The 22,127-nt window shown below is 69.5% G+C and carries 28 protein-coding genes; 18 read left to right on the plus strand and 10 right to left on the minus strand.

Annotated features, from left to right (window positions below):
* The first annotated feature begins 6 nt into the window (after positions 1-6).
* The 8 genes from AB8M46_RS18250 to AB8M46_RS18285 all read left to right on the plus strand — a co-directional run bounded on the left by AB8M46_RS18250 (position 7) and on the right by AB8M46_RS18285 (position 7,102).
* On the plus strand, positions 7-966 hold the full coding sequence (locus AB8M46_RS18250) for a sphingomyelin phosphodiesterase (RefSeq protein WP_378423356.1): 960 nt from the start codon (positions 7-9) through the stop codon (positions 964-966).
* 34 nt (positions 967-1,000) lie between these two features.
* Positions 1,001-2,305 carry an MFS transporter gene (locus AB8M46_RS18255; protein ID WP_125734229.1) on the plus strand — a complete coding sequence of 435 codons (1,305 nt, stop codon included), beginning with the start codon at positions 1,001-1,003 and terminating at the stop codon, positions 2,303-2,305.
* Positions 2,302-3,702 (plus strand): pyridoxal phosphate-dependent decarboxylase family protein, encoded by a 1,401-nt coding sequence (locus AB8M46_RS18260; protein WP_394360919.1) that lies wholly within the window; start codon positions 2,302-2,304, stop codon positions 3,700-3,702. The genes AB8M46_RS18255 and AB8M46_RS18260 overlap by 4 nt, the downstream gene beginning before the upstream one ends.
* Positions 3,703-3,776: 74 nt before the next feature.
* Positions 3,777-4,208 (plus strand): SRPBCC domain-containing protein, encoded by a 432-nt coding sequence (locus tag AB8M46_RS18265; protein WP_378423360.1) that lies wholly within the window; start codon positions 3,777-3,779, stop codon positions 4,206-4,208.
* A complete protein-coding gene (locus AB8M46_RS18270) occupies positions 4,198-4,533 on the plus strand; it encodes an ArsR/SmtB family transcription factor (RefSeq protein ID WP_394360920.1) in 336 nt (111 codons plus the stop codon). Before AB8M46_RS18265 ends, AB8M46_RS18270 begins: the two co-directional genes overlap by 11 nt.
* Entirely contained in the window at positions 4,530-4,979 is a 450-nt protein-coding gene (locus tag AB8M46_RS18275) for an SRPBCC domain-containing protein (RefSeq protein WP_394360921.1), read from the plus strand. The genes AB8M46_RS18270 and AB8M46_RS18275 overlap by 4 nt, the downstream gene beginning before the upstream one ends.
* The gene (locus AB8M46_RS18280; RefSeq protein ID WP_394360922.1) at positions 4,976-5,668 is read left to right on the plus strand and encodes a DUF899 domain-containing protein; all 693 of its coding nucleotides are present in this window, start codon (positions 4,976-4,978) and stop codon (positions 5,666-5,668) included. The genes AB8M46_RS18275 and AB8M46_RS18280 overlap by 4 nt, the downstream gene beginning before the upstream one ends.
* Before the next feature lie 21 nt (positions 5,669-5,689).
* Complete coding sequence (locus tag AB8M46_RS18285; RefSeq protein ID WP_394360923.1) at positions 5,690-7,102, plus strand: class I adenylate-forming enzyme family protein; 1,413 nt, start codon at positions 5,690-5,692, stop codon at positions 7,100-7,102.
* A 30-nt stretch (positions 7,103-7,132) separates the two neighbouring features.
* Here the strand turns inward: AB8M46_RS18285 and AB8M46_RS18290 are convergent, their stop codons facing one another.
* Genes AB8M46_RS18290 through mrf form a run of 4 tightly spaced genes read right to left on the minus strand, consistent with a single transcriptional unit; the run spans position 7,133 to position 9,868 of the window.
* Positions 7,133-8,206, minus strand: a complete 1,074-nt coding sequence (locus tag AB8M46_RS18290) for a GTP-binding protein (RefSeq protein WP_394360924.1) — start codon at positions 8,204-8,206, stop codon at positions 7,133-7,135.
* The gene (gene rpmF, locus AB8M46_RS18295; RefSeq protein WP_038514106.1) at positions 8,203-8,361 is read right to left on the minus strand and encodes a 50S ribosomal protein L32; all 159 of its coding nucleotides are present in this window, start codon (positions 8,359-8,361) and stop codon (positions 8,203-8,205) included. Before rpmF ends, AB8M46_RS18290 begins: the two co-directional genes overlap by 4 nt.
* A complete protein-coding gene (locus AB8M46_RS18300; RefSeq protein WP_394360925.1) occupies positions 8,361-8,618 on the minus strand; it encodes a type B 50S ribosomal protein L31 in 258 nt (85 codons plus the stop codon). Before AB8M46_RS18300 ends, rpmF begins: the two co-directional genes overlap by 1 nt.
* The gene (gene mrf / locus AB8M46_RS18305) at positions 8,615-9,868 is read right to left on the minus strand and encodes a ribosome hibernation factor-recruiting GTPase MRF (RefSeq protein WP_394360926.1); all 1,254 of its coding nucleotides are present in this window, start codon (positions 9,866-9,868) and stop codon (positions 8,615-8,617) included. The genes AB8M46_RS18300 and mrf overlap by 4 nt, the downstream gene beginning before the upstream one ends.
* An 84-nt stretch (positions 9,869-9,952) precedes the next feature.
* Between mrf and rpmB the strand changes: the two genes are divergently transcribed.
* The 6 genes from rpmB (at position 9,953) to cobA (ending at position 12,650) form a co-directional block, all read left to right on the plus strand.
* Positions 9,953-10,189: a 50S ribosomal protein L28 gene (gene rpmB / locus AB8M46_RS18310; protein WP_005149951.1), complete on the plus strand. Its 237-nt coding sequence runs from the start codon at positions 9,953-9,955 to the stop codon at positions 10,187-10,189.
* Positions 10,189-10,356 carry a 50S ribosomal protein L33 gene (gene rpmG, locus AB8M46_RS18315; RefSeq protein ID WP_016334057.1) on the plus strand — a complete coding sequence of 56 codons (168 nt, stop codon included), beginning with the start codon at positions 10,189-10,191 and terminating at the stop codon, positions 10,354-10,356. Before rpmB ends, rpmG begins: the two co-directional genes overlap by 1 nt.
* Positions 10,356-10,661: a 30S ribosomal protein S14 gene (gene rpsN, locus AB8M46_RS18320; protein WP_016334058.1), complete on the plus strand. Its 306-nt coding sequence runs from the start codon at positions 10,356-10,358 to the stop codon at positions 10,659-10,661. The genes rpmG and rpsN overlap by 1 nt, the downstream gene beginning before the upstream one ends.
* Positions 10,658-10,906: a 30S ribosomal protein S18 gene (gene rpsR, locus AB8M46_RS18325; RefSeq protein WP_125734222.1), complete on the plus strand. Its 249-nt coding sequence runs from the start codon at positions 10,658-10,660 to the stop codon at positions 10,904-10,906. The genes rpsN and rpsR overlap by 4 nt, the downstream gene beginning before the upstream one ends.
* Positions 10,907-10,970: 64 nt before the next feature.
* A complete protein-coding gene (locus tag AB8M46_RS18330; protein WP_125734221.1) occupies positions 10,971-11,378 on the plus strand; it encodes an ankyrin repeat domain-containing protein in 408 nt (135 codons plus the stop codon).
* A 54-nt stretch (positions 11,379-11,432) separates the two neighbouring features.
* The gene (cobA, locus tag AB8M46_RS18335) at positions 11,433-12,650 is read left to right on the plus strand and encodes a uroporphyrinogen-III C-methyltransferase (RefSeq protein ID WP_378423372.1); all 1,218 of its coding nucleotides are present in this window, start codon (positions 11,433-11,435) and stop codon (positions 12,648-12,650) included.
* Here cobA and AB8M46_RS18340 read toward each other — a convergent pair.
* Positions 12,638-13,198 carry a GNAT family N-acetyltransferase gene (locus tag AB8M46_RS18340; RefSeq protein ID WP_394360927.1) on the minus strand — a complete coding sequence of 187 codons (561 nt, stop codon included), beginning with the start codon at positions 13,196-13,198 and terminating at the stop codon, positions 12,638-12,640. The genes cobA and AB8M46_RS18340 overlap by 13 nt on opposite strands.
* Entirely contained in the window at positions 13,188-14,075 is an 888-nt protein-coding gene (locus AB8M46_RS18345) for an alpha/beta fold hydrolase (protein ID WP_037337280.1), read from the minus strand. Before AB8M46_RS18345 ends, AB8M46_RS18340 begins: the two co-directional genes overlap by 11 nt.
* 128 nt (positions 14,076-14,203) lie before the next feature.
* Here AB8M46_RS18345 and AB8M46_RS18350 point away from each other — a divergent pair, with 128 nt between their 5' ends.
* The 3 genes from AB8M46_RS18350 to AB8M46_RS18360 all read left to right on the plus strand — a co-directional run bounded on the left by AB8M46_RS18350 (position 14,204) and on the right by AB8M46_RS18360 (position 17,809).
* Positions 14,204-15,046, plus strand: coding sequence for a crotonase/enoyl-CoA hydratase family protein (locus AB8M46_RS18350; RefSeq protein ID WP_037337283.1), 843 nt, complete (start codon positions 14,204-14,206; stop codon positions 15,044-15,046).
* Between the two features lie 40 nt (positions 15,047-15,086).
* Complete coding sequence (locus tag AB8M46_RS18355; RefSeq protein ID WP_394360928.1) at positions 15,087-16,790, plus strand: AMP-binding protein; 1,704 nt, start codon at positions 15,087-15,089, stop codon at positions 16,788-16,790.
* Positions 16,791-17,050: 260 nt separating this feature from the next.
* On the plus strand, positions 17,051-17,809 hold the full coding sequence (locus AB8M46_RS18360; protein ID WP_037337290.1) for a D-Ala-D-Ala carboxypeptidase family metallohydrolase: 759 nt from the start codon (positions 17,051-17,053) through the stop codon (positions 17,807-17,809).
* Between the two features lies 1 nt (position 17,810).
* Here the strand turns inward: AB8M46_RS18360 and AB8M46_RS18365 are convergent, their stop codons facing one another.
* From AB8M46_RS18365 to AB8M46_RS18380, 4 genes are read right to left on the minus strand one after another with little or no spacing between them, the layout of a single operon-like run.
* Positions 17,811-18,443 carry an NUDIX domain-containing protein gene (locus AB8M46_RS18365; protein ID WP_394360929.1) on the minus strand — a complete coding sequence of 211 codons (633 nt, stop codon included), beginning with the start codon at positions 18,441-18,443 and terminating at the stop codon, positions 17,811-17,813.
* A complete protein-coding gene (locus AB8M46_RS18370; protein WP_394360930.1) occupies positions 18,440-19,633 on the minus strand; it encodes an adenylosuccinate synthetase in 1,194 nt (397 codons plus the stop codon). The genes AB8M46_RS18365 and AB8M46_RS18370 overlap by 4 nt, the downstream gene beginning before the upstream one ends.
* Positions 19,630-20,604 (minus strand): hypothetical protein, encoded by a 975-nt coding sequence (locus AB8M46_RS18375; protein WP_394360931.1) that lies wholly within the window; start codon positions 20,602-20,604, stop codon positions 19,630-19,632. The genes AB8M46_RS18370 and AB8M46_RS18375 overlap by 4 nt, the downstream gene beginning before the upstream one ends.
* A gap of 2 nt (positions 20,605-20,606) precedes the next feature.
* Entirely contained in the window at positions 20,607-21,575 is a 969-nt protein-coding gene (locus tag AB8M46_RS18380) for an adenylate cyclase (protein ID WP_394360932.1), read from the minus strand.
* A 149-nt stretch (positions 21,576-21,724) separates the two neighbouring features.
* Between AB8M46_RS18380 and AB8M46_RS18385 the strand changes: the two genes are divergently transcribed.
* On the plus strand, positions 21,725-22,120 hold the full coding sequence (locus tag AB8M46_RS18385; protein ID WP_394361721.1) for a hypothetical protein: 396 nt from the start codon (positions 21,725-21,727) through the stop codon (positions 22,118-22,120).
* Positions 22,121-22,127: the final 7 nt, after the last annotated feature.

Below are 22,127 nucleotides of genomic sequence, written 5' to 3' on the forward strand. Positions count from 1 at the left end.
TCTTTCGTGCGGAAGCTCGCCGTACTCGCCATCGCCGCCGCCCTGTTCGCCGGAACCGCCGTCCCCGCCCAGGCGGCGGTCACGGTGAAGGTCATGGCGTTCAACATCTGGCAGCTGCCCTGGATCGCCAGCCCGAACACCTCGGACAAACAGGCGCGCGCCCGCGCGGCGGAGGCCGTCATCCGCGCGAACGACGCCGACGTCGTCGTCCTGGACGAGGCTTTCAGCGCCCAGGCGGAGGAAATGCGGAACCGGCTGAAGGACGTCTGGCCCCATCAGACCCCGCTCGTCGGCCAGTACTGCTCCACGTCACCGGGCTGGACCACGGTGAACGGCAACTGCTCGAATTCCCCGGTCGTGGTCAACGGCGGGGTCACCGTGCTGAGCAAGGCACCGGTGACCGAACAGCACCAGCTGGTCTTCCGCAATTCCTACTCCGGTACCGCGGACTATCTGTCGAACAAGGGCGCCGCGCTCGCCCGTCTGGTCGTCGCCGGGAAGCCGGTCTGGATCGCGGGCACCCACATGCAGGCCGACGAGGGACCGGAGACGCTGCCGAAGGCGCACGACGTCCGGATGGCCCAGCTCGGCGAGATCCGGGACCTGGTCACGAAACACGCCCCCGCCGGCGAGCCGGTCGTCATCGCGGGCGACCTGAACATCGAGTACTGGGCGGGACAAGCGCGCAAGGATTCCCTCGGCCGGACCCAGGTTCAGCAAGGTGAGGCCTTCCTCGACGGCGTTCTCCGCACGACGGGCGAAGGCGCGTACACCTTCGACGCGGCGACGAACCCCAATGCGGCGAAGTCCGTTCCGGCGACCTACCGCGACTCGCTGGACTACGTCGGAGCCGTCCGCGCGGGCGGCCGTCCACTCGCCGCTGTCGGCCCGGTACAGCTCGTGCATTACGACGGTGGCACGATTCCCTCCGACCACTACCCGGTGGTGGCCAAGATCCAATACTGAGGCCTTCATCGGGAGAATCGCCTCGAGGAGGATCATGGCATCGCTGCCAGCACGGACGAGGTACCGCTACTCGCTCGGCTCGTTCGTCACCGGCGCCTTCGGCACGGTTCCCGGCCTGCTCCTCCTGAAGTACCTCACCGACACGATGGGCGTCGCGGCGGGCGTGGCCGGCCTGATCGTCTTCGTTCCCAAAGCGTGGGACGTGCTCTTCAACCCGATCGCGGGACGGCTCTCGGACGCGGACATGGTCCGCACCGGGAGCCGCCGCCGTTTCCTGCTCTACGGCGGCATCGGCGTCGCGATTCTCTTCGCGGCCCTGTTCGCGCATCCCGGCTTCGGCGGCCCGGTGCCCGACGCGATCTACGTGATCGTCGTGTTCCTGTTGTGCGCCACGGCGTACGCCTTCTTCCAGGTGCCGTTCAACGCGCTGCCCGCCGAGCTGACGGACTCGGCCGAAGAGCGTACGAAGCTGACCAGCGTCCGGATCGGTTTCCTCGCGGTCGCCATCCTGGTGTCCGGTGGCGGCGCGCCCGCGATCACCGACCTCATCGGCGGTGTCGCAGGCTACCGGGTGATGGGCCTGTTCATCGCCGTGGTCATCCTGCTCGCGACGCTCGGCGTGTACTTCGGGCTCAAGGACGCTCCCGTCGGCGCGCTGCGGCCGAACACGGTGAGCCCGCGCGAGCTGCTCCGGACGCTGGCGCAGTGGCGGCCGTTCCGCTGGCTGCTCGGGGTGTACTTCATCCAGGCGCTCGGCATCGGCACGGTGCTGGCCGCGATCCCGTTCTTCGCCGAGCGGATCCTCGGCAGCTCCGGCTACTCGACGGTCCTGTTCGTCGGCTTCGTCGGTCCGGCGCTGCTGACCATGCCGCTGTGGCCGAAACTCGGGGCGAGCGTCGGGAAACTGGCCGGGTTCCGGATCGCTACGGCCGCGTTCGGGATCGGGCTGCTCGGTCTTCTCGGGGCGAAGGTGTTCCCGTTCCCCGTCACGATGGTGTTCGTCGCCTTCTGCGGCGTCGGGTACGCGGGGATCTCGGTGTTCCCGCTGGCGATCCTGCCGGACCTGATCAGCGACGAGGAGGAGCGGACCGGCGAGACCAGGGCCGGGGTCGCGGCCGGGGTCTGGACCGCGTCCGAGACGCTGGGGCTCGCGCTCGGGCCGGGGCTCTGGGGACTGGTGCTGCAGTTCGGCGGGTACCAGTCCAGCCTCGACGCCAAGGCCGCGCAGCCGGACAGCGCGCTCACGGCGATCCTGCTCGGCGCGTCGATCCTTCCGGCCGTGCTGATCGTGCTCGGCATCCCGTTGCTGCGCAAGTCGGTACTGGAGCGCCGGCCGTGACCGCCGAGGACGTCCTGAAGGAGCTTCGGGAACTGCGCGCGGAAGACCTGCCGACCCACGGCGGCCGGACGCTGGCGTACGTCTACGACAGCGGTCTGTCCGAAGTGGACGAACTCGGCGCGGCGGCGCACGCGCTGGCCTCGTCGGCCAACGGGCTCGACCCGACGGCGTTCCCGAGCCTGCTGCGGATGGAGAACGACCTCGTCGGCACGGCCGCCCGGCTGCTGGGCGGTACGGCGGACACGGTGGGCTCGGTGACGTCGGGTGGCACGGAGTCGTGCATGCTCGCCGTCCTGGCCGCCCGCGACGCGCGTCCGGACGTGTCCTCGCCGAGCATCGTGCTGCCCACCACCGCGCACGCCGCGTTCCACAAGGCCGCGCATTTCTTCGGTGTGCGCGTGGTTTCGGTGCCGGTCGACCCGGTGAGCTTCCGCGCCGTTCCCGAGGCGATGGCCGCCGCGGTCGACGACAGCACGGTGCTCGTCGTCGCGAGCGCGCCGTCGTACGCCCACGGCGTCCTCGACCCGATCCCGGAGATCGCCGCGTCGCTGGACGGCGTGCGGTTCCACGTCGACGCGTGCATCGGCGGCTGGGTGCTGCCGTATCTGGGGCTCGGCCCGTTCGGGTTCGACGTCCCGGGCGTCACCAGTGTTTCGGTGGATCTGCACAAGTACGCGTACTGCCCGAAAGGCGTGTCGGTCCTCTTGCACGCCGACGCCGGGCTGCGTCGTTCGCAGTACTTCGCCAGTGCGGACTGGCCCGGCTACACGATGCTGAACACCACGCTGCAGAGCACGCGGTCCGGCGGCCCGCTCGCCGCGGCGTGGGCTGTCGTGCGTCATGTCGGCGAAGACGGTTATCGCGAACTGGCCTCGGCGGCGCGTGAGGCGGCTGTCGAGATCCGCGCCGGGATCGAGGCGCTGGACGGGTTGCGGGTCCTCGGCGATCCGGTGTCGACCCTGCTCGCGTTCACCGTGGCGGACGGCGCGGGCTTCGACCTGTTCACCGTCGCGGACGAGATGCGCGAGCGCGGCTGGTACGTCCAGCCGCAGTTCGCCCACGAGTCCTCGCCCGCGAACCTGCACCTGACGATGACGGCCGCGAACCGGGGGAGCGAGAAGGATTTCCTCGCCGATCTCACCGCTTCTGTCTCGGCCGCCCGAGAGGCCGGGCCGGTCGTCGTCGATCCGCAGGTGGCCGGGTTCGTCGCCGCGCTGGATCCCGCGACGCTGACGCCGGAGCAGTTCGCCGGACTGCTCGCCGCGGCGGGTCTCGGCGGCGACGCGGGCCTGCCCACCCGGATGGCGGAGATCAACGCCCTGCTGGCCACGGCACCCGGTCCGCTGCGGGAGCGGCTGCTGCTCGAGTTCCTCGGCTCGTTGTACACGGCTTCCTGAGTTCCCCTTGACGCAATCAATCGGTTGCTATACAAGTTATAGCAACCGACTGATTGCTACTTGTGGAGGCTGTCGTGGGATTCCCCGACCGGATCGAACGCACCGTCGAGATCGCCCATCCGCCCGCGAAGGTCTGGGCCGCGCTGACCACGGCCGAAGGGCTGGGCACCTGGTTCGGCAACCAGGCCAGCATCGACCTGCGGCCCGGTGGCGACGCCGAGATGAAATGGGACGAGGGGCACAAGGCGGTCATGCGCGTCGAGCGCGTGGAAGAGCCGGAGGTCTTCGGCTTCACCTGGAACATCTACGGCCTGCCCGACGACGATCCTCGTCGTACCTACGTCGAGTTCACCCTCGTCCCGAACGGTGAAGGCACGCGGCTCACTGTCGTCGAGACCGGTTTCTCCCAGCTGCCGGACGACGTCCACCAGGTCGCGTTCGAAGGGAACACGAAGGGGTGGGCGGCCGAGCTGGGCGAACTGATCGAATACCTCGATGCCGCCTGACAACGAAACGATCGCCGAACAGGTCTTCGTCGCACTGGCCGACCCGAGCAGGCGGAGCATTCTCGCCGTCCTCGCCTCGGGCGGCCCGGCCACGGCGACCGACCTGGCGGAGCGGCTGCCGATCACCCGGCAGGCCATCGCCAAGCACCTCGCACTGCTCACCGACGCCGGCCTGGTGATCCCGGAACAGGGGGAGCGGCGCCGCGTCCGGTACCGCCTGCACTCGGCGCCGATGCAGGTCGCCCAGCAGTTCCTCGCCGCGCTCGCCCGCGATTGGGACGGGCCGCTCGCGGCGCTGAAAGACCATCTGGAGGGTTCAGCATGAGCTTCACGACGAGTTTCACCGTGGACCGGACACCGCAGCAGGTCTACGACGCCTTCACCGACGTTCGCCGGTGGTGGTCGGAAGAGATCGAGCACACCGGCGACGAGTTCGAGTACCACTACGAAGCGGTCCACCGCTGCCGGATCCGGATCACCGAGTCCGTGCCCGGCCGCAAGGTGTCCTGGCTGGTCCTCGAGAACCACTTCGACTTCACCCGCGACGAGACCGAACGGGTCGGCACCACGATCACCTTCGAGATCGCGGAGAAGGACGGCAAGACCGAAGCGCGCTTCACCCACCACGGACTCGTCCCGGAGTACGAATGCTTCGACGTCTGCCACAAGGCGTGGACCTTCTACGTCGGCACCAGCCTGCGGGACCTGATCACCACCGGCGAGGGGCAGCCGAACCGGCAGAGCGTACTTCCCGCGGAGCTGGCGCGATGAACACGGTGTCCGCCGCGGAATGGGAAGAAGCGCGCCTTCGGTTGCTGGTGAAGGAAAAGGAGCTGACCCGGGCCCGCGACGCGCTCGCGGCCGAGCGGCGGCGGATGCCGTGGCTCGCGATCGGGAAACCGTACGAGTTCGAAGGCCCGTCCGGGACGGTGAACCTGCTCGACCTGTTCGAGGGACGCCGTCAGCTGATCGTCTACCGGGCGTTCTTCGATCCCGGGGTGGAGGGTTTCCCCGACCACGCCTGCAAAGGCTGCTCGCTGGTCGCCGACCAGGTCGCGCACGTCGCGCATCTGAACGCCCGCGACACCACGCTCGCCTTCGCCTCGCGCGGCACGCAGCCGGACATCGCGCGGCTGAAGAGGCGGATGGGCTGGACGATGCCGTGGTACACGATCACCAGCGACTTCGACGTCGACTTCGGCGTCGGCGAGTGGCACGGCACCAACGCCTTCATCCGCGAGGGTGACCAGGTCTACCGGACGTACTTCGTCAACGATCGCGGCGACGAGACGATGGGCGGCACGTGGAGCTACCTCGACATCACCGCGTTGGGGCGGCAGGAGGAATGGGAGGACTCGCCGGAGGGCTACCCGCAGACGCCGCCGTACGAGTGGTGGAACTGGCACGACGCCTACGAGGATGCCTCTTCGTCCGGCGGTGGGTGCTGCTCGGGGTCGTGAGCCTGGGTTAGGGTCCGGCCGGTGGAGAGTCTGTTTCTGACCAGGGTGCTGGACGCGCTGCGTTCGGGTGGCGACGAGGTGCTGTTCGTCCAGGACGGCGTCGAGACCGGCTACGGACAGGCGCTCGAACTGGTGCGCCGGATGTACGCGGCACTCCCGGACGGCGGCGTGGTCGCCATCGACGCCGGCAACCGGCCCGAAACCGTCCTTCTGCAGATCGCCGCCCAGCTGCGGGGTTCGACGGTTCTGCTTGTCGCCGCGTCGGCGAGTGCGCCGGATCGCCTCGCCGCGGTCGAGGCGGCCGGGGTCACGACCCTGGTGGCCGAGCACCCGGCGGACTGGCCGGACGGGGTGACCACGCTCGACGAACTGGTGGACCGTGACGGTGCCGACCCGGCGGAGCTGCCGCGGTCGGTCACCGTCGTCTTTCCCACCGGCGGCACCACCGGAACGCCGAAACTGATCCGGCACAGCGGGATCTACGACGGGATGGCCCATATCTTCGCGCCGGATCCGGCGGGGCCGGGGCGCACCCTGCTGATCGCGCCGATGACGCATATGACCGGCAACGCCAGCGTGCTGGGGGCGATCCTGCGCCGGGAAAGCGTGGTATTGCTGCGGGACTTCGACGCGGGCGCGGTCCTGGACGCGATCGCGGAGCACCGGATCACCACGTTGTCCCTCACTCCCGCGCGGCTCGCCGCGGTACTCGACCATCCGGCCACGGCGTCGACCGATGTCAGCAGTGTGCGCGGGCTGTCGCTGGGTGCCGCCCCGCTTCCGCCGCGGCGGCTGGCTCAGGCACTCGACGTGTTCGGGCCCGTGGTCGGACAGGGATACGGGCTCACCGAGGCGCCGATGATCGCGAGCATCTCCGCGGCGGAACTCGACGGGCGCCCGGACCGGCTCGAATCCGTCGGCCGGATCGTCCCCGGTATGGAGGCACGGATCGACGAGGGGGAGGTCCTGGTGCGCGGACTGTCCATGATGGACGGTTACCACGGGTCGGCGCCGATCGGGGACGGCTGGCTGCGGACCGGTGATCTCGGGCGGTTCGACGACGAGGGGTATCTCTACCTGCTGGACCGGGCGAACGACGTCATCATCACCGGCGAGCACGGCACCAAGGTGTACTCGACGGTGGTCGAGAACGCCCTCGCGCGGCATCCGCTGATCCGTTCGGTGGCCGTTTTCGGTGTACCGGGCGACGACGGCGAGGGCGAGCGGGTCCACGCAGTGGTGGTGCCGGTCGCTTCCGGGGCGCTGTCGGCCGAAGACGTCCGTGCACAGGCCAGGGAGTTCTTCGGGCGGGAGCATTTCGTACCGTCCGATGTGGACTTCGCCGAGGCGCTGCCGCTGACGGCGATCGGGAAGGTCGACAAGCGGGCGTTGCGGGCGCCGTTCTGGGCCGGGCACCGCCGCGGCATCGCCTGAGCCGACCTCCGCCGATCGTGCCGCAGGCAGTCAGTGGACGTGTACCGCCTCCCATTCCGGAAACGGATCCACGCCGCCCGAACCGACGGTCAGACAAGCGTCAAGCGAGTCCAGCAGGGCGTCCTTCTCCAGCCCCACACCGATGAACACCAGTTCCTGCCGCGGCGCTTCCTCGACTCCCTGCGGCTCGAACCGGGCCACCGAACCGGCCTGCGACCACAGCCCGGTCACCCCGGGCCGCGACGCCAGCGAGAAGAACCCCTTCGACCGCAGGACCGTCCCGAACTCCCCGGTATCGAGCCGCCCGACGAAGTCCCACAGCCGTTCCGGATCGAAGGCCGCCGAGGCGCGGAAGACGACGCTGGAGATCCCGTACTCCTCCGTCTCCGGCACGTGATCACCGTTGAGTTCCGCCACCCACCCCGGCGCTTCCTGTGCCCGCTCGATGTCGTAACGCCCGGTGCCGAGCACCCGGTCGAGCGGGACGCGGCCGTGGGTCGCGACGACGACCTCGGCAGCCGGATTGAGCCGCCGCAACACCGCCGTCAGCCGGTCGAGCGAACCGGCCGGGACCAGGTCCGCCTTGTTCAGCAGGAGGACGTCCGCGAACTCGATCTGGTCCATCAGCAGGTCGCTGACCGTCCGCTCGTCCCCGTCGTACTGGTCCAGCCCGCGTTCGGTCAGCCCGTCCCCGGCGGCCAGTTCCCGCTCGAAGTTCACCGCGTCGACCACGGTCACCATCGTGTCGAGCCGCGCGGAGTCCAGGAACGAGAACGTCGCCGCCACCGGCATCGGCTCGGAGATCCCGCTCGATTCGATGAGCAGGTAGTCGAACCGCCCGTCTTCGCACAGCCGCGAAACCTCCTCCAGAAGGTCGTCGCGCAGGGTGCAGCAGATGCAACCGTTGGTCATCTCGACGAGCCGTTCCTCGGTGCGGGACAGGCTGTTCCCGTCCCGCACCAGCGCGGCGTCGATGTTGACCTCGCTCATGTCGTTCACGATCACCGCCACCCGCAGCCCGTCGCGGTTGGCGAGGACGTGGTTGAGCACGGTCGTCTTGCCCGCACCGAGGAAACCGGACAGCACCGTGACCGGCGTCGTCACGCCCCACCCTGGTGAAAGTGTTTCATCAGCTTGCGCGGTACGAGTTTCGTCTCGCCGTTCACCTTGATCGGCACCAGATCCGGCACGGCCGCCTTCCACTGCGAACGACGGGACCGGGTGTTGCTGCGCGACATCTTCCGCTTCGGGACGGCCATTACTTCGACCCTCCGCGACGGCCGTAGCGACGGTGGAACTTCTCGACCTGGCCGGCGCTGTCCATGATCCGCCGGTTGCCGGTCCAGAACGGATGCGACCACGAGCTGATCTCGACGTTCACCAGCGGGTAGGTGTTGCCGTCGCTCCACTCGGTGGTCTGCTCCGACGTGGCGGTGGAGCGGGTCAGGAAGGCGTCCCCGGTGGAGAGGTCCTTGAACACCACGGGGTGGTAGTCGGGGTGGATACCCGGTTTCACTGCGATTCGTCCTTTCGGTTCGACGCGTTCACGTCGTGCTTCTCGGGGTCGGTTTCCGTGTCCTCGCACGGTTCTTCGTGCCACTCGCCGAACGGATCCGGATAGCGGAGCCATTCCTGTTCCCCGGCCGCGAGCTCTTCTTCGGTCAGCAGCGCCCCGTTCAGGGCGGCTTCGATCTCGTCGGGGGTGGCCTGATCGGTGACGACGACCAGTTCCTGCGCGCGGTCGCCGAAGAGCGGGTCCCAGCGCAGGGACGCGAGGGTGCGGCGTTCGGGGGAGACGGCGGCCCAGTCCGGGCCGTCCGGGGCGGCGAGCCACGGCCCGGCGTGCCCGACGCCGAGACCGCCGCCCGCGGATTCGATCCACAGCGCCATGTCCGGCTGGCTCGCCACCCAGAGCCGTCCCCGGGTGCGGACGACGCCGTCGAGCAGGACGTCGATCGCGTCGTGGAGGCGCTCCGGATGGAACGGGCGCTGCGAGGTGAAGGTGAGCAGCCCGATCCCGCAGTCGGTGTGCAACGGCGGCTGTCCGCGCAGCAGGGGGCCGTGCATGTCGGTGACCTCGCCGCGCCGGGCGTCGGAGGGGACGGCGTCGAGTACGGTCTTCCCGTCCACTAAGGACAGTTCGACGCGGGGGATCGACGGCGCGACCCGGTCGAGCACGGCCGAGGCCTTCGCCGCGGACCACGCGTCGGTCGCCGCGCCGGCGAGGACGAGCAGATCGGCGAACTCGACCTGGGACAGCGCGACCTGTGCGACGGTGCGCTCATCCTCGGGGCTGGCGAGCAGGTTCCGCTCGGCCAGCGTGTCGTCTCCGGTGCTGTCGGCCAGCCAGCCCGCGCAGTCGACGACCGTCAGGACAGCCCGCAGGTCGACGTCCTCGATCACCGGCCGCTCGCCGACGAGGACGTTGTGCAGCGCCCAGCTGACCGGCTCGGGCTCCATCGCCTCGTCGAGCCGCACCACGATCCGCCGCACCTGCGGCATCCGGGAGAGCTTGCGCAGCAACGGCAACAGGTCTTCGCGCAGGGTGCACGAGACGCAGCCGTGCGCCAGTTCGAGAACCGTCAGCTGGTCGCGGTCGGCGAGCCGGATGCGCCGTCGGACCACACCGGAGTGGATCTGCCTCAGGTCGTGATGCACGACGGCGGTGCCGGGTTCGGCGAGGCGCAGCCGCTCGGCGAGGTCGGCGTTCGGTCCCGGTGCGAGGCCACCGATCAGGACGAGGGGCACACGGGGGTTGTCGGTCACTGAAGCTCCGGGGCGTCGAGGGCGTTCTGGTTCGGCTGTGTAGAGTAAATGAAAACGACAACCGATATCAACTTGGGAGGGTATATGTCCGCCGTGTGCCAGGTCACCGGCCGCAAACCGGGCTACGGGAAGCAGGTGTCGCATTCGCATCGGCGCACGTCCCGGCGCTGGGAGCCGAACCTGCAGGCCAAGCGGTACTTCGTGCCGAGCGAAGGGCGCTGGGTCCGGCTGCGGGTCTCGGTGAAGGGCATGAAGACCATCGACAAGCGGGGGATCGAGGCCGTCGTGGCCGAGCTCCGCGCGAAAGGGGTGAAGCTCTGATGGCCAAGAGCACCGACATCCGGCCGATCATCAAGCTCCGCTCGACCGCCGGCACCGGCTACACCTACGTCACCAAGAAGAACCGCCGGAACGACCCGGACCGCATGGTGCTGCGCAAGTACGACCCCATCGCGCGCAAGCACGTCGAGTTCAAGGAGGAGCGCTGATGGCCAAGAAGTCGAAGATCGCCAAGAACGAGCAACGCAAGGTCGTCGCCGCCCGCTACGTCGAACGGCGCCGTGAGCTGAAGGCCACCATCGCTTCGCCCTCCGCGTCGCCGGAGGAGAAGGCCGCCGCCGTGTCGGCCCTGCAGGCGATGCCGCGGGACGCCAGCGCGACGCGGATCCGCAATCGCGACGCCGCGGACGGCCGCCCTCGCGGCTACCTGCGGAAGTTCGGGCTCTCACGGGTCCGGATGCGGCAGATGGCGCACAACGGCGAACTGCCCGGCGTCACGAAGTCGAGCTGGTGAGCGCGATGGCCAAGCCGAACCGCGACCGTCCGTACAAGCGCAAGACGAACCTGTTGCACGCCAACAAGATCACCGAGGTCGACTGGAAGGACGCCGACCTGCTGCGGAAGTTCATCTCCGACCGCGGCAAGATCCGTGCCCGCCGGGTCACCGGGCTGACGCCCCAGCAGCAGAAACAGGTCGCCACGGCGATCAAGAACGCCCGCGAGATGGCGTTGCTGCCCTATCCCCACGCGGGGCGTTGACACCGCCGGTCCGGGCGGTGCGACGTGCCGCCCGGACCGCGTCCGGCGTGGAAGAATCGGCCCCATGACGGAGAACCCCGGAAAGGCCGAGGAATTCGATCCCGAACTGCTGGAGTTGTGGGCCAAGGTGTTCGGCTTCGCCCGCTCGGGCGCGACGGCCGAGCTCGCCGCGTACGTCGACGCGGGGATCTCGGCGAACCTGACCAACGACCGGGGCGACACGCTGGTCATGCTCGCCGCCTACCACGGTCACGCGGAGACCGTCGCGGCGCTGATCGAGCGCGGCGCCGATCCGAATCGTGAGAACGACCGCGGCCAGAGTCCGCTCGCCGGCGCGGTCTTCAAGAACGAGCCCGAGGTCGTGAAGGCGCTCCTCAAGGGCGGCGCGGACGCGACGGCGGGGGAGCCGTCGGCGATCGACGCGGCCCGGATGTTCGGCAACACCGAACTGCTGGAACTGCTCGAGCGCTGAGGCGGTTCTCACTCGGATCGCGGTCCGGGGCGCTGAATCCTTACACTGCCCCGCATGGATGACCCGCATTACCTTTCCGGCCTCGACCTGGCAGGCCGTCGTGTCGTGATGATCGGTGGCGGGACGGTCGCCCAGCGCCGCCTGCCACGGCTGATCAGCGCGGGCGCGCGGGTCGAACTGGTCTCGCCGCACACCACGCCGTCGGTGAGCGCCATGGCCGACGCCGGCGAGATCGTCTGGCACGAACGCCGCTACACCGAGGGAGACCTCACCGACGCCTGGTACGCGCTGGCGTGCACGAACGATCCCGAGGTCAACGCCGCCGTCTGCGCCGAGGCCGAACGCGCGCGGGTGTTCTGTGTCCGCGCCGACGACGGCGATCGCGGCAGCGCGGTCACCCCGGCGTCCGGCAGGCACGGCGGGCTCCTGGTCGGCGTACTCTCCGGCGGTGAGCCGCTGCGGTCGGCGACCGTCCGGGACAGCGTCCTCGACGGCCTCCGGGCCGGTACCGTCGCCGACGGCCGGGTGCCGGACGCCCACGACGACCTCCCCGGCGTCGCCCTCGTGGGCGGTGGCCCCGGCGACCCGGAACTGATCACCGTCCGCGGCCGCCGGCTCCTCGCCAGGGCCGACGTCGTCGTCGCCGACCGGCTGGCCCCGCGCGAACTGCTCGACGAACTCGCGCCCCACGTCGAGATCGTCGACGCCGCGAAGATCCCGTACGGCCGCGCCGCGAGCCAGGACGTGATCAACTCCACCCTGATCGAGCGGGCCAAGGCCGGGAAGTTCGTCGTGCGGCTCAAAGGCGGCGACCCGTACCTGTTCGGCCGCGGCTTCGAAGAAGTCCTCGCCTGCGCCGAAGCGGGTATCCCGGTGACGATGGTCCCCGGCATCACGAGCGCGTTCTCCGTCCCCGCCGCGGCGGACGTCCCGGTGACCCACCGCGGCGTCGCACACGAGGTCGTCGTGGTGTCCGGTCACGTCGCGCCGGACGACGAGAAGTCGCTGGTGGACTGGGATCAGCTGGCGAAGATGCGCGGCACGATCGTGCTGATGATGGGCGTCGAGCGGCTTCCGTTGTTCGCCAAGGCGCTGCAGGCCGGGCGGCCGGGTGACACGCCGGTGGCGATCATCGAGGACGGCACCATGCGCACGCAGCGGGTGCTCCGCTCCACTTTGGACAAGGTGGTCGAGGACGCGGCGGCGGCCGGGGTGCGGCCGCCCGCGGTGATCGTCTTCGGCCCGGTGGCGGGGCTGGCTCAGCCTTCGTAGCCAGGGTTCGAGACGTAGAACCAGTCGGTGCCGTCGTCGCCGGGAGTGTCGAGGTGCTCCGCGCGGACCAGCCCGGCCCGTAGCGCCACCCGCTGCGACGCGACGTTCTCCGGCCGGACGCGGGCGATCACGAGGTCGTCCGGCCGGTGGGCGCGGGCCCAGTCCACCGCCGCGGTGGCGGCCTCGCCGGCGTATCCGGAACCCCAGGAAGCGGGGAACAGGCGGTAGAAGAGGTTCAGGACCGGGCGTTGCCGGAAACCGACGATCTTCACCCCGCAGAACCCCAGCGTCTCAGCCGAGTCATGGGGCCGGATCGTCCAGTACCCGAAGCCGTACCGGTCCCACTGGTGCGACCAGCGGAGCAACAGCAGCTCCGCGTCCTTGCGTGTCTCCAGCAGATCCGAAGGGTTGTGCGCGCAGGCCTCAGGATCGGTGTGGAGGGCGAAGATCGCGTCGAGGTCGTCGGGCCCTGGTCGGCTCAGGCGCAAACGCCCGGTCCGCAGCTCTTCCGCGCCCACGTCCCGGGTCGGCGCCGGCTCAACGGTCATGACAGCGCGCGGAGAAGTCGGCGATGGTGTCGGTCAGACGGGTCGGATCGAACCGCAGCTCGACCGGGCTGCGGGCCTGGACGAACTCGGCCGCCGGCATGTCCGCGGCCAGCGTGTCCGCGTCGCCGAAGGGGTGGATCGGGTCGCGCTCGTGCCCGATGACCAGCGCCGGGATCTCGATCTTGCACCGGATCGACTTGGGCGGCGCGATCCGGCCGAAGAGCACGCCGTGCAGGAGCGCGGCCATCGGCGCCGGCTGCTGGGACAGCGTGTCGGTGACGACGTCGACCCACTGGTTGCCGTGCGGTACCAGTTTCGCCGCCAGCGCCACCCCCTGCACGGTCACCGGCAGGAACCGGGCGGCCATGAGCAACGGGGCGAACGTGATCAGCCCGGCGACGATCGCGTTGTCCAGCACGGGCATCTCGACGACCAGGCCGAGCGCGCGTTCCGGCGCGGCGACGCCGACTTCGAGCGCGACGTTGGCGCCCAGCGACGTCCCGCCGATGACGGCGGCGTCGATCTCCAGGTGGTCGAGCAGCGCGACGGTCTGCTCCGCGAACGCGGGCATCGAGTACAGCCAGGAATCGGTGGGCCGGTCCGAATCGCCGTGCCCGAGCAGGTCGAGGGTCACCGCCCGGAAACCGGCACGGGCCAGCCTGCGGGCGAGCGGGGCGTGCATCCGCCTCGTCAGCATGATGCCGTGGGTGAGCACGACGACCCGGTCGCCGGAACCGAACTCGGTGTAGGCGAGCCGGTGACCCTCATGGGTGAAGGATCCCGACAACTCGATCGGCCGGGAGGATCGTTCCCGTCGCCGTCCGGGGGTCGGCGCGGGCAGGTCGGCGACCGCGGTGGCGCTGCTGGCCGGGCTCATATCCCACCGTCCTTCGTCGATTGCCGGTACTCACCGGTAGTACTCGCTGGTACCAGGAAAGCATCTCAGGCGCGGCCGGGCACAGTGGCCGTTGGCAGCCTGTCAATCACATGAGTCAAGATGACCTCATGACCGCTACAGCTGACAGTCTTCCCGATCTCGTTTCGCTCAAGGTGGAGATCGACGGGCACGTCGCCGAAGTGACGCTGCTCGGTCCGTCCAAGGGCAACGCGATGGGCCCCGATTTCTGGCGTGAGCTGCCGATCGTCTTCCGCGCGCTCGACGCGGACCCCCAGGTCAGGGCGGTCGTGCTGACCGGGAGCGGCAAGCACTTCTCCTACGGGCTCGATCTGCCCGCGATGATGCCCAGCTGGGGCGAAATGCTCGGCGGCGACGCGCTGGCGGGCCCGCGCACCAAGTTCCTCGACGAGGTCCGGAGCCTCCAGGCGAGCGTGTCCTCGGTCGCGGAATGCCGCAAACCGGTCATCGCGGCCATTTCCGGCTGGTGCATCGGTGGCGGGGTCGACGTGATCGCGGCCGCGGACATCCGGCTGGCGAGCGCCGACGCGAAGTTCAGCGTCCGCGAGGTCAAGGTCGCGATCGTGGCCGACCTCGGCAGCCTCCAGCGGCTCGCCCCGATCATCGGTGAGGGGCACCTGCGCGAACTGGCCCTGACCGGCAAGGACATCGACGCCGCTCGCGCCGAGAAGATCGGCCTCGTCAACGACGTCTACGCGGATCAGGACACCCTGCTGGCCGAGGCCCGCAAACTGGCGGCGGAGATCGCCACGAACCCGCCGCTGGTCGTGCAGGGCACCAAGAACGTCCTCTCGGCCAACACCGAACGTCAGGTCGCGGACGGCCTGCGTTACGTCTCGGCCTGGAACGCGGCCTTCCTGCCCAGCAAGGACCTGGGCGAGGCCGTGCAGGCCTTCCTCGAGCGCCGCGCGCCCGAGTTCAAGGGGGAGTAGAAAGAACCGGCGGCCCAACCAGCGGACCAGGAGGACGATCGTGAGCGCTTCGGAGGCATACCGCACGTTCCGCGAGGCACGGGACTATCTGCAGGCCCATCGCGAGGACTACGAAACCGCCTATCGGGACTTCACCTGGCCCCAGCCCGCCGAGTTCAACTGGGCGCTCGACTGGTTCGACGTCGTCGCGGCCGATCCGGCCAATCAGGACCGGTACGCGCTGTGGATCGTCGAAGAGGACGGCATCGAGAACCGCTGGACCTATCCGGAGATGGCGCGGCGGTCCAACCAGGTCGCGAACTGGCTGCGCTCGCTCGGCGTGGCCAGGGGCGACCGGCTGATCCTGATGCTGGGCAACCAGGGTGAGCTGTGGCAGACGATCCTCGCCGCGATCAAACTGGGCGCCGTCATCATCCCGGCCTCGACCCTGCTCGGCCCGGCGGACCTCACCGACCGGGTCGAGCGGGGCGCGGCGAAACACGTCGTGATCCGGTCCGTCGACGCGCACAAGTTCGAGAACGTCGAGGGCGACTACACGCGCATCGCCGTCGGTGAACCGGTCGAAGGCTGGCGGTCCTTCGTGGACGCCTACGAGGAAGTGGACACCTTCACGCCCGACGGCCCGACGGCGGCGGAAGACCCGCTCCTGCTGTACTTCACCTCGGGGACCACCGCGAAGCCGAAACTGGTGCAGCACACCCAGGTCTCGTACCCGATCGGCCATCTGTCCACAATGTACTGGATCGGCCTCGAACCGGGCGACGTCCACCTCAACATCTCCTCGCCCGGATGGGCGAAACACGCGTGGAGCAACGTCTTCGCGCCGTGGAACGCCGAGGCGACGGTGTTCCTCTACAACTACGCGCGATTCGACGCGGTCTCGCTGATGGCGCAGATGGAACGGTGCGGTATCACCACTTTCTGCGCTCCGCCGACGGTGTGGCGGATGCTGATCCAAGCGGATCTGACCGTGCTGAAGACGCCGCCGCGCAAGGTGGTCGGCGCGGGCGAACCGCTCAACCCCGAAGTGATCGACCAGGTCGAAAAGGCTTGGGGTGTCACGATTCGCGACGGTTTCGGGCAGACGGAGAGCAGCGTCCAAATCGCGAACACCCCCGGACAGGACGTCGTGCCGGGGTCGATGGGCCGCCCGCTGCCGGGCTTCACCGTGGCGCTCGTGGACCCGGTGACGGGGGAGCGCGCGCAGGAGGGCGAGATCTGCCTCGACCTCGCCCAGCGGCCGGTCGGGCTGATGGCCGGATACGCCGACGACGAGGAACGCTCCGCCGCGGCGTTCGCGAACGGCTTCTACCACACCGGCGACGTCGGGTCGATCGACGAACGCGGCTACATCACCTACGTGGGCCGGACGGACGACGTGTTCAAGGCGTCGGACTATCGGATCTCGCCGTTCGAGCTGGAAAGTGTCCTGCTGGAACACGAGGCGGTCGCCGAAGCGGCGGTCGTCCCGGCGCCGGACCCGATCCGGCTCGCGGTCCCGAAGGCCTACGTCGTCCTGACGAACGGGCACGAGCCCACGGCCGACACCGCGGTGTCCATCCTGGCCTTCTGCCGGGAACATTTGGCCCCGTACAAGCGAATCCGGCGGCTGGAGTTCACCGACCTGCCGAAGACGATCTCCGGCAAGATCCGCCGGGTCGAACTGCGCGGCCGAGAGAACGAAGCCGACGGCCGGCCGGCGGGGGAGTTCCGCGAAGAGGACTTCCCGCAGCTGAAGGGCTGACAGCCCGGTCCCGAACTCCGAACTCGCGTGATCGGAGCCGGAACTCGCGTGCTTGAGGGCGGAACTCGCGTGATCCGGCGCGTTCCGCCTCCGATCACGCGAGTCGCGGCTCCGATCACGCGAGTTCCGGGTTCGGGCGTGTGGGTCGAACGACCCACAGCGCGGTAACCGGAACCGCGTTAGCATCCTCGGCAGTGAATCGTTGACAACCCGTGGGGGTCACGGGTCTCACCTTCCCTGCTTTGAAAGGTGTTCCTGTCATGCGCATTCGTTTCCTCCTGCCGATGCTCGCCCTGGTGGCCGGGCTCGGTACCGCGGTGGCCACCCCGGCCGCCGCCGATCCAGGCCCGGTGACAGCGGGCGAAATGTCCGTCGCCGACGCGTGCTACTCCTGGGGACGCACGTTGTCGGAAGGCGCGTCCGGTGAGGACGTCCGGCAGCTGCAGATCCGTGTGGCCGGGTACCCCGGCTACGGCGGCGTGCTCGCCCTCGACGGCCAGTTCGGCGCGGGGACCAAGGCCGCGGTCACCCGCTTCCAGCAGGCATACGGGCTGGCCGCGGACGGCATCGCCGGTTCGGCCACGTTCTCGAAGCTCTACGCGTTGCAGGACGACGACTGCACGCCGATCAACTTCACCTACGCGGAACTGAACCGGTGCAACTCCGACTGGTCGGGCGGCAACGTCCCACCGGCGACGGCGAAGGCCAACGCGCTGGTCTCGATGTGGAAGCTGCAGGCGATGCGGCACGCCATGGGCGACCGGCCGATCGACGTCAACGGCGGTTTCCGCAGCGTCGCCTGCAACAACGCGGTCGGCGGCGCGACCAACAGCCGTCATCTCTACGGTGACGCCGTCGACCTCGGCGCCGGCTCGCAAGGCTTCTGCGGATTGGCGAAGCAGGCCCGTAACCACGGGTTCGCCGAGATCCTCGGGCCGGGCTACCCCGGCCACAACGATCACACCCACGTGGCACACCGGTCGACGCGCTTCTGGTCGGCGTCCTCCTGCGGGATCTGAGTCACTCCCAGCGCCACAGCGACGGCGGCCGTCCTCCCTTGGGGAGGGCGGCCGCGTGTTCGGTGGTACGCCGCAGACCGGGGACCCGCTCCATCGTCCGGCCGAGATTGGCCGGATACGGGCGGTCCCCGGTCAGCGCTTCGGTGACGTCCAGCGCCTGTGCCGTGGTGAAGATCGGTCCCAGCAGCCCGGCGGTGAAGGCGACGTCCCGCCACAGCCGTTCGGCCAGCATCGGACGGCAGTCGGCGACGATCCGGTCGTGGTCGAAGGCCAGCGGCGGGACCTCGTCCAACGGCACCCAGACGACGTTCCCCGGGTCGTCGAGCGCGGGATTCACGGTGGCCCACAAGGCGATGGAGAGCGTGGGACCTCGCGGGTCACGGTTCGGCTCGTCGAAGGTGGCGAGCTGTCCCGTCGCCGAGACCGCGTCGGGCGGGAGGCCGAGTTTGCCGACCACCGCCCGGCTCGCCGCCTCCCGCAGCCGTTCCCCGAGCCCCAGCAGCACCCCGGGCAGGGCGAGTTCCCCCTCGAACGGCTCGGCCGCCCGCGGCGCGATTCCCAACAGGACGTTCCTGGTGCCCGGGGCGAACCGCACCACGAGCACGTCAACGGACACCGGCGTCGAATCGATCACGCGTTGATTGTCGACCGTGCCTCCGCGACCCGGTAACCGGCCCTGTCCGGGCCGTACCCCATGACGGCCACCGGCAGCCGCGCGCCGAACCACGCCAGCGGATCCGGCAGGTCGACGGCGGGGGAGCCGTCACGGGGCACGACCTTCAGCCCGGTCGCGTCGAGATGGGTCACCGCGAGCGCGTCCACGCCCTCGCAAGCCGCGATCGCGTAGTCCAGCAAGGCCGCGTCGAGATGTCCCGCCCGCCACGCGCCCTGGAATTCGCCGGTTTCGTTGTGCCGCTCCGGGAACCGGGCGAGGACGGCGGCGGATTCGGTCGGCAGCGGTCCCGCGCCGTGCCGGGTGAGGTACGTCCGCGTCACCCCCACGACGGTGTGCGGGCGCCCGCCCAACAGGGTGCGGGCGTTGTGCGGCGTGGTCGTCGACCAGGTCGTATGCGGATGGAACCCGTGGTACTGGTCGAGAAGAGCCCCCTGCGCTCCCTCGAACACCAGCCGCCCGGAATCCGCCAGCCGCCCCGTTTCGTCCCCGTCGGTGATCCGCACCGCGCCCGCGAAATCGCGGTACAGCGCCACCAGTTCGTCGACGCTGTACGGCGGCGTGGCGAGCGGCGCGTAGAACCGCGCGAGCGCGTCCAGTTTGCGCCGCAGCACCGACGGCCGGGCGCAGTCGGCGACCGTGGGCGCTTCCCCCGGCGTCCCGATCACCTCCTGGCTCTCCACCACCTCCCCCGGCGCGGCCCCGGGCAACAGCGAGTACCAGACGGTCTCGCCGATGCCCTTGCCACACGAACCGTGCCGGTTCACGCCACGGGCCTCCTCCCTGGCCCGGTTGGCGTGGATGTGGAACGGCGTCGTGAGCAGCGCCCGGCCGTCCACACTCAGCAGTGACAGCGGATTCCGGACGCCGGCCGCTTCGAGCCGCCGCGCTTCCGCGGCGAGCGCGAACGGCTCGACGAGCACGAACCGCGACAGATGGGTGGGCACGCCGGCGAACGTGCCCGCCCCGAACTGGCTGAAGGTGTGGTGCCGCCCGTCCACGACGACGTTGTGCGCGGCCTGCGCGCCGCCGTTGAAGCGGACCACCGCGGTGGTGGGCCGGGCGGCGCAGAGCGCGTCGACCACCGCGCCCTTGCCTTCGTCGCCGAAGCCGAGCCCGACCACCACCACGTGACCATCAAGGAGTCTCATCGCAGCACCACGTCGCTCGGCCCGCCGGTCTCGGGCACCGCCGACGTGACGACCGATTTGGTGCCGAGCTTCGCCAGCGCCTTGCCGACCGCCTTGCTTTCGGCGACCGAGCCGACGTCCGCGAGGTCGGCGAGCGCCCGGTCGACGTCGACCACCCGCTCTTCCAGCCCGATGGTGGCGGCGATCAGCTCGCACACCGCGCCCGGGTCGTCCAGCTTCAGGAAGTTCTGGCCGAGCAGATCGCTCCAGTGCTCACCGATCTGTGGGTCGTTGTAGTACGAGGACTGGTTCGGCAGCACGAAGTACACGTGCCACTTGCGCGCCAGCTCCCGGTACACCGAAGCCGGGTCGATGTCCTCCCGCACGTCGTCCCCGATCACCCGGCGGATGTGGCGGGCCTCCAGCGCGGGCTTGTTCAGCTCGTCGCCGATGATGAACAGATAGCCCTTGCGGCCGCGGTTCTGCCACGCGTCGGTCACCACGTGCCGCGCCATGAAGTACGCGGCCAGTTCGTAGGACTCGCTCTTCTGCCCGCCGCCACCGCCTTCGAGGAACATCGTGCGCAGCTGCTCGTCCATCCGGTTGTCCGATTCGAACTGCCCGACCTGCAACGGAACCCGGTCGCTGTCGGCGTCGCCGATCGCGCCGAACAGCACCTGCGGGTCGGCCAGATAACCCCGGCGCTTCAGCAGGCCGTGCAGCTTTCCGAGCTTGCCCTGCATGATCCGCGGCACCCGGCGCATCGAACCGGTGACGTCGAACAGCACCGCGATCGGCGTCGAATCGCTGTGGTCGGCCGAATCCCGGCATTCCCGCACGGCGTTCAGCGGGTCCAGCGCGGCCGCGACCTTCCATTCCTTGGCGGGCTTGGAACGAAGATCGGCGGTGTAGCCGAAATCGTCCTCACCCTTGGCCGCGCGGAAGGTCTTCGCGGCGGCGTAGGCGTTGTCGTCCCAGTGTCCGTGTCCCATGGTCAGGCTCCTGTCTCGGGGATGATGAACGGTCGGAAGGTGCGAGGGCCGTACAGGTCGGCGAGCAGTTCGTCGTACTCGTCGAGCAGATCGGCGGCCTCGGGTCGTTGTGCCGGGATCTCCTGGAGACACCACTTGGCGAATTCGCGCTGGCGGGTTTCGCCCGGTGCCAGCAGGTCCAGCATCATGCGGTGGAGCATGTGGACGTCGGTGGCCGAGGTCATCGGCTGTCCTTTGTGGACTTCCGGTGGATAGCGGACGGATTTGTCCGCCGCCAGCGGGAGCGCACCGTCTTCGACGGCGAACGACCAGCCGGCCACGACGATGCCGTGCTGTCCGGGATGGACGAGCACGTTGTCCGCGGTGAGATGGCCGTGGACCACACCCGCCCGGTGCGCGCCGGCCACGGCGCGCAGGAGACGACGGTGCATCCAGGCGTAGTCGCGGCCGTCGAGCCCGCCGGGGAAGGCCTTCCCGATGTCGGCGAGGGTGAGGAAGCCGTCGACGAGCGGATCGAGAACGCTGAACGCGCGATCGCCCCTCGCGACCGGCCCCGACGTGTCGAGCAGCCGCGGGTAGTAGGGGCGGAGCCATCGATGCCGTTCGGTGAAGCCGTCCAGCGCGCGCAACGCGTCCCATTCGGCGTGGATCAACGGGTTGAGCGCCGGATCGCGGACGAGTTTGACCAGATGCGGGCCGGTGGTCCGGTAGGTCGTGGCGACACTGCCCACCGCGTGCGGCGCGACGAGGGTGTAGGCCGACGTCGCCGTGGTGACCGTCTGCCGCCGGGTCCGCTTCCACTCGTCGTGGAGGCGGTTGAGCGTGGCGGCCGCGCGGTGGGCCCGCGCGTCGCCGGGGTTGCGGTCGGGGTGGAGCACGGCCGCCAGTTCGCGGTAGCGATGGCGGGCGAACAGCGCGGCCGGGCCGGCCGCGTCCTCGACCGCCTTCATGGCGTCTTCCCTGGTGAGCATAGTTTGAGTCTAGACGACTCTTACTCCGGCTGGCAAGGGGTGGGTACAAATCCCGTGCAGCTCCGTCGCTTCGGTGAATAGCCTGGAACGGCCGAGAAGAAGGGACTTCCTTGTCAGGTGAACCGGGGACTTCCAGGTTTCTCTTGCAGATGCTGCTGGGCGGGATCCCGCTCGTTTTCCTGTTGTGGGTGGCCGGGGGAGCCCTCGGTGACCGCGTGCGTGAACTGAACACCGGAGAGGACGTCACGGTCACCGCCGTCTCCGGATGTGTCGAGGACGGGCCGCCGATGAGCGGCCGGTTTCCCTACTGCGAGGCCGGGTGGCGGTTCGACGACGGGCGCACCGGACAGGGGAGGATCAACGGCGAGAGGGTCGCGGAAGGCGACAGGATCTTCGCCGGTGACGGATTCGCTTACCCGTCAAGGTCGAATCGGGTCTTGAGCCTGGTGATGGTCGCGTTGTGCGGCCTGGTCCTGCTGGGCATGCTGATCGGACTCGGTGTCCTGTACCGGAAGACCCGGACCTGGCGGCGTCGCGGGAAGTGACGCCGCC

It is taken from the genome of Amycolatopsis sp. SB7-3, assembly GCF_041021335.1.
GTDB lineage: Bacteria > Actinomycetota > Actinomycetes > Mycobacteriales > Pseudonocardiaceae > Amycolatopsis > Amycolatopsis japonica.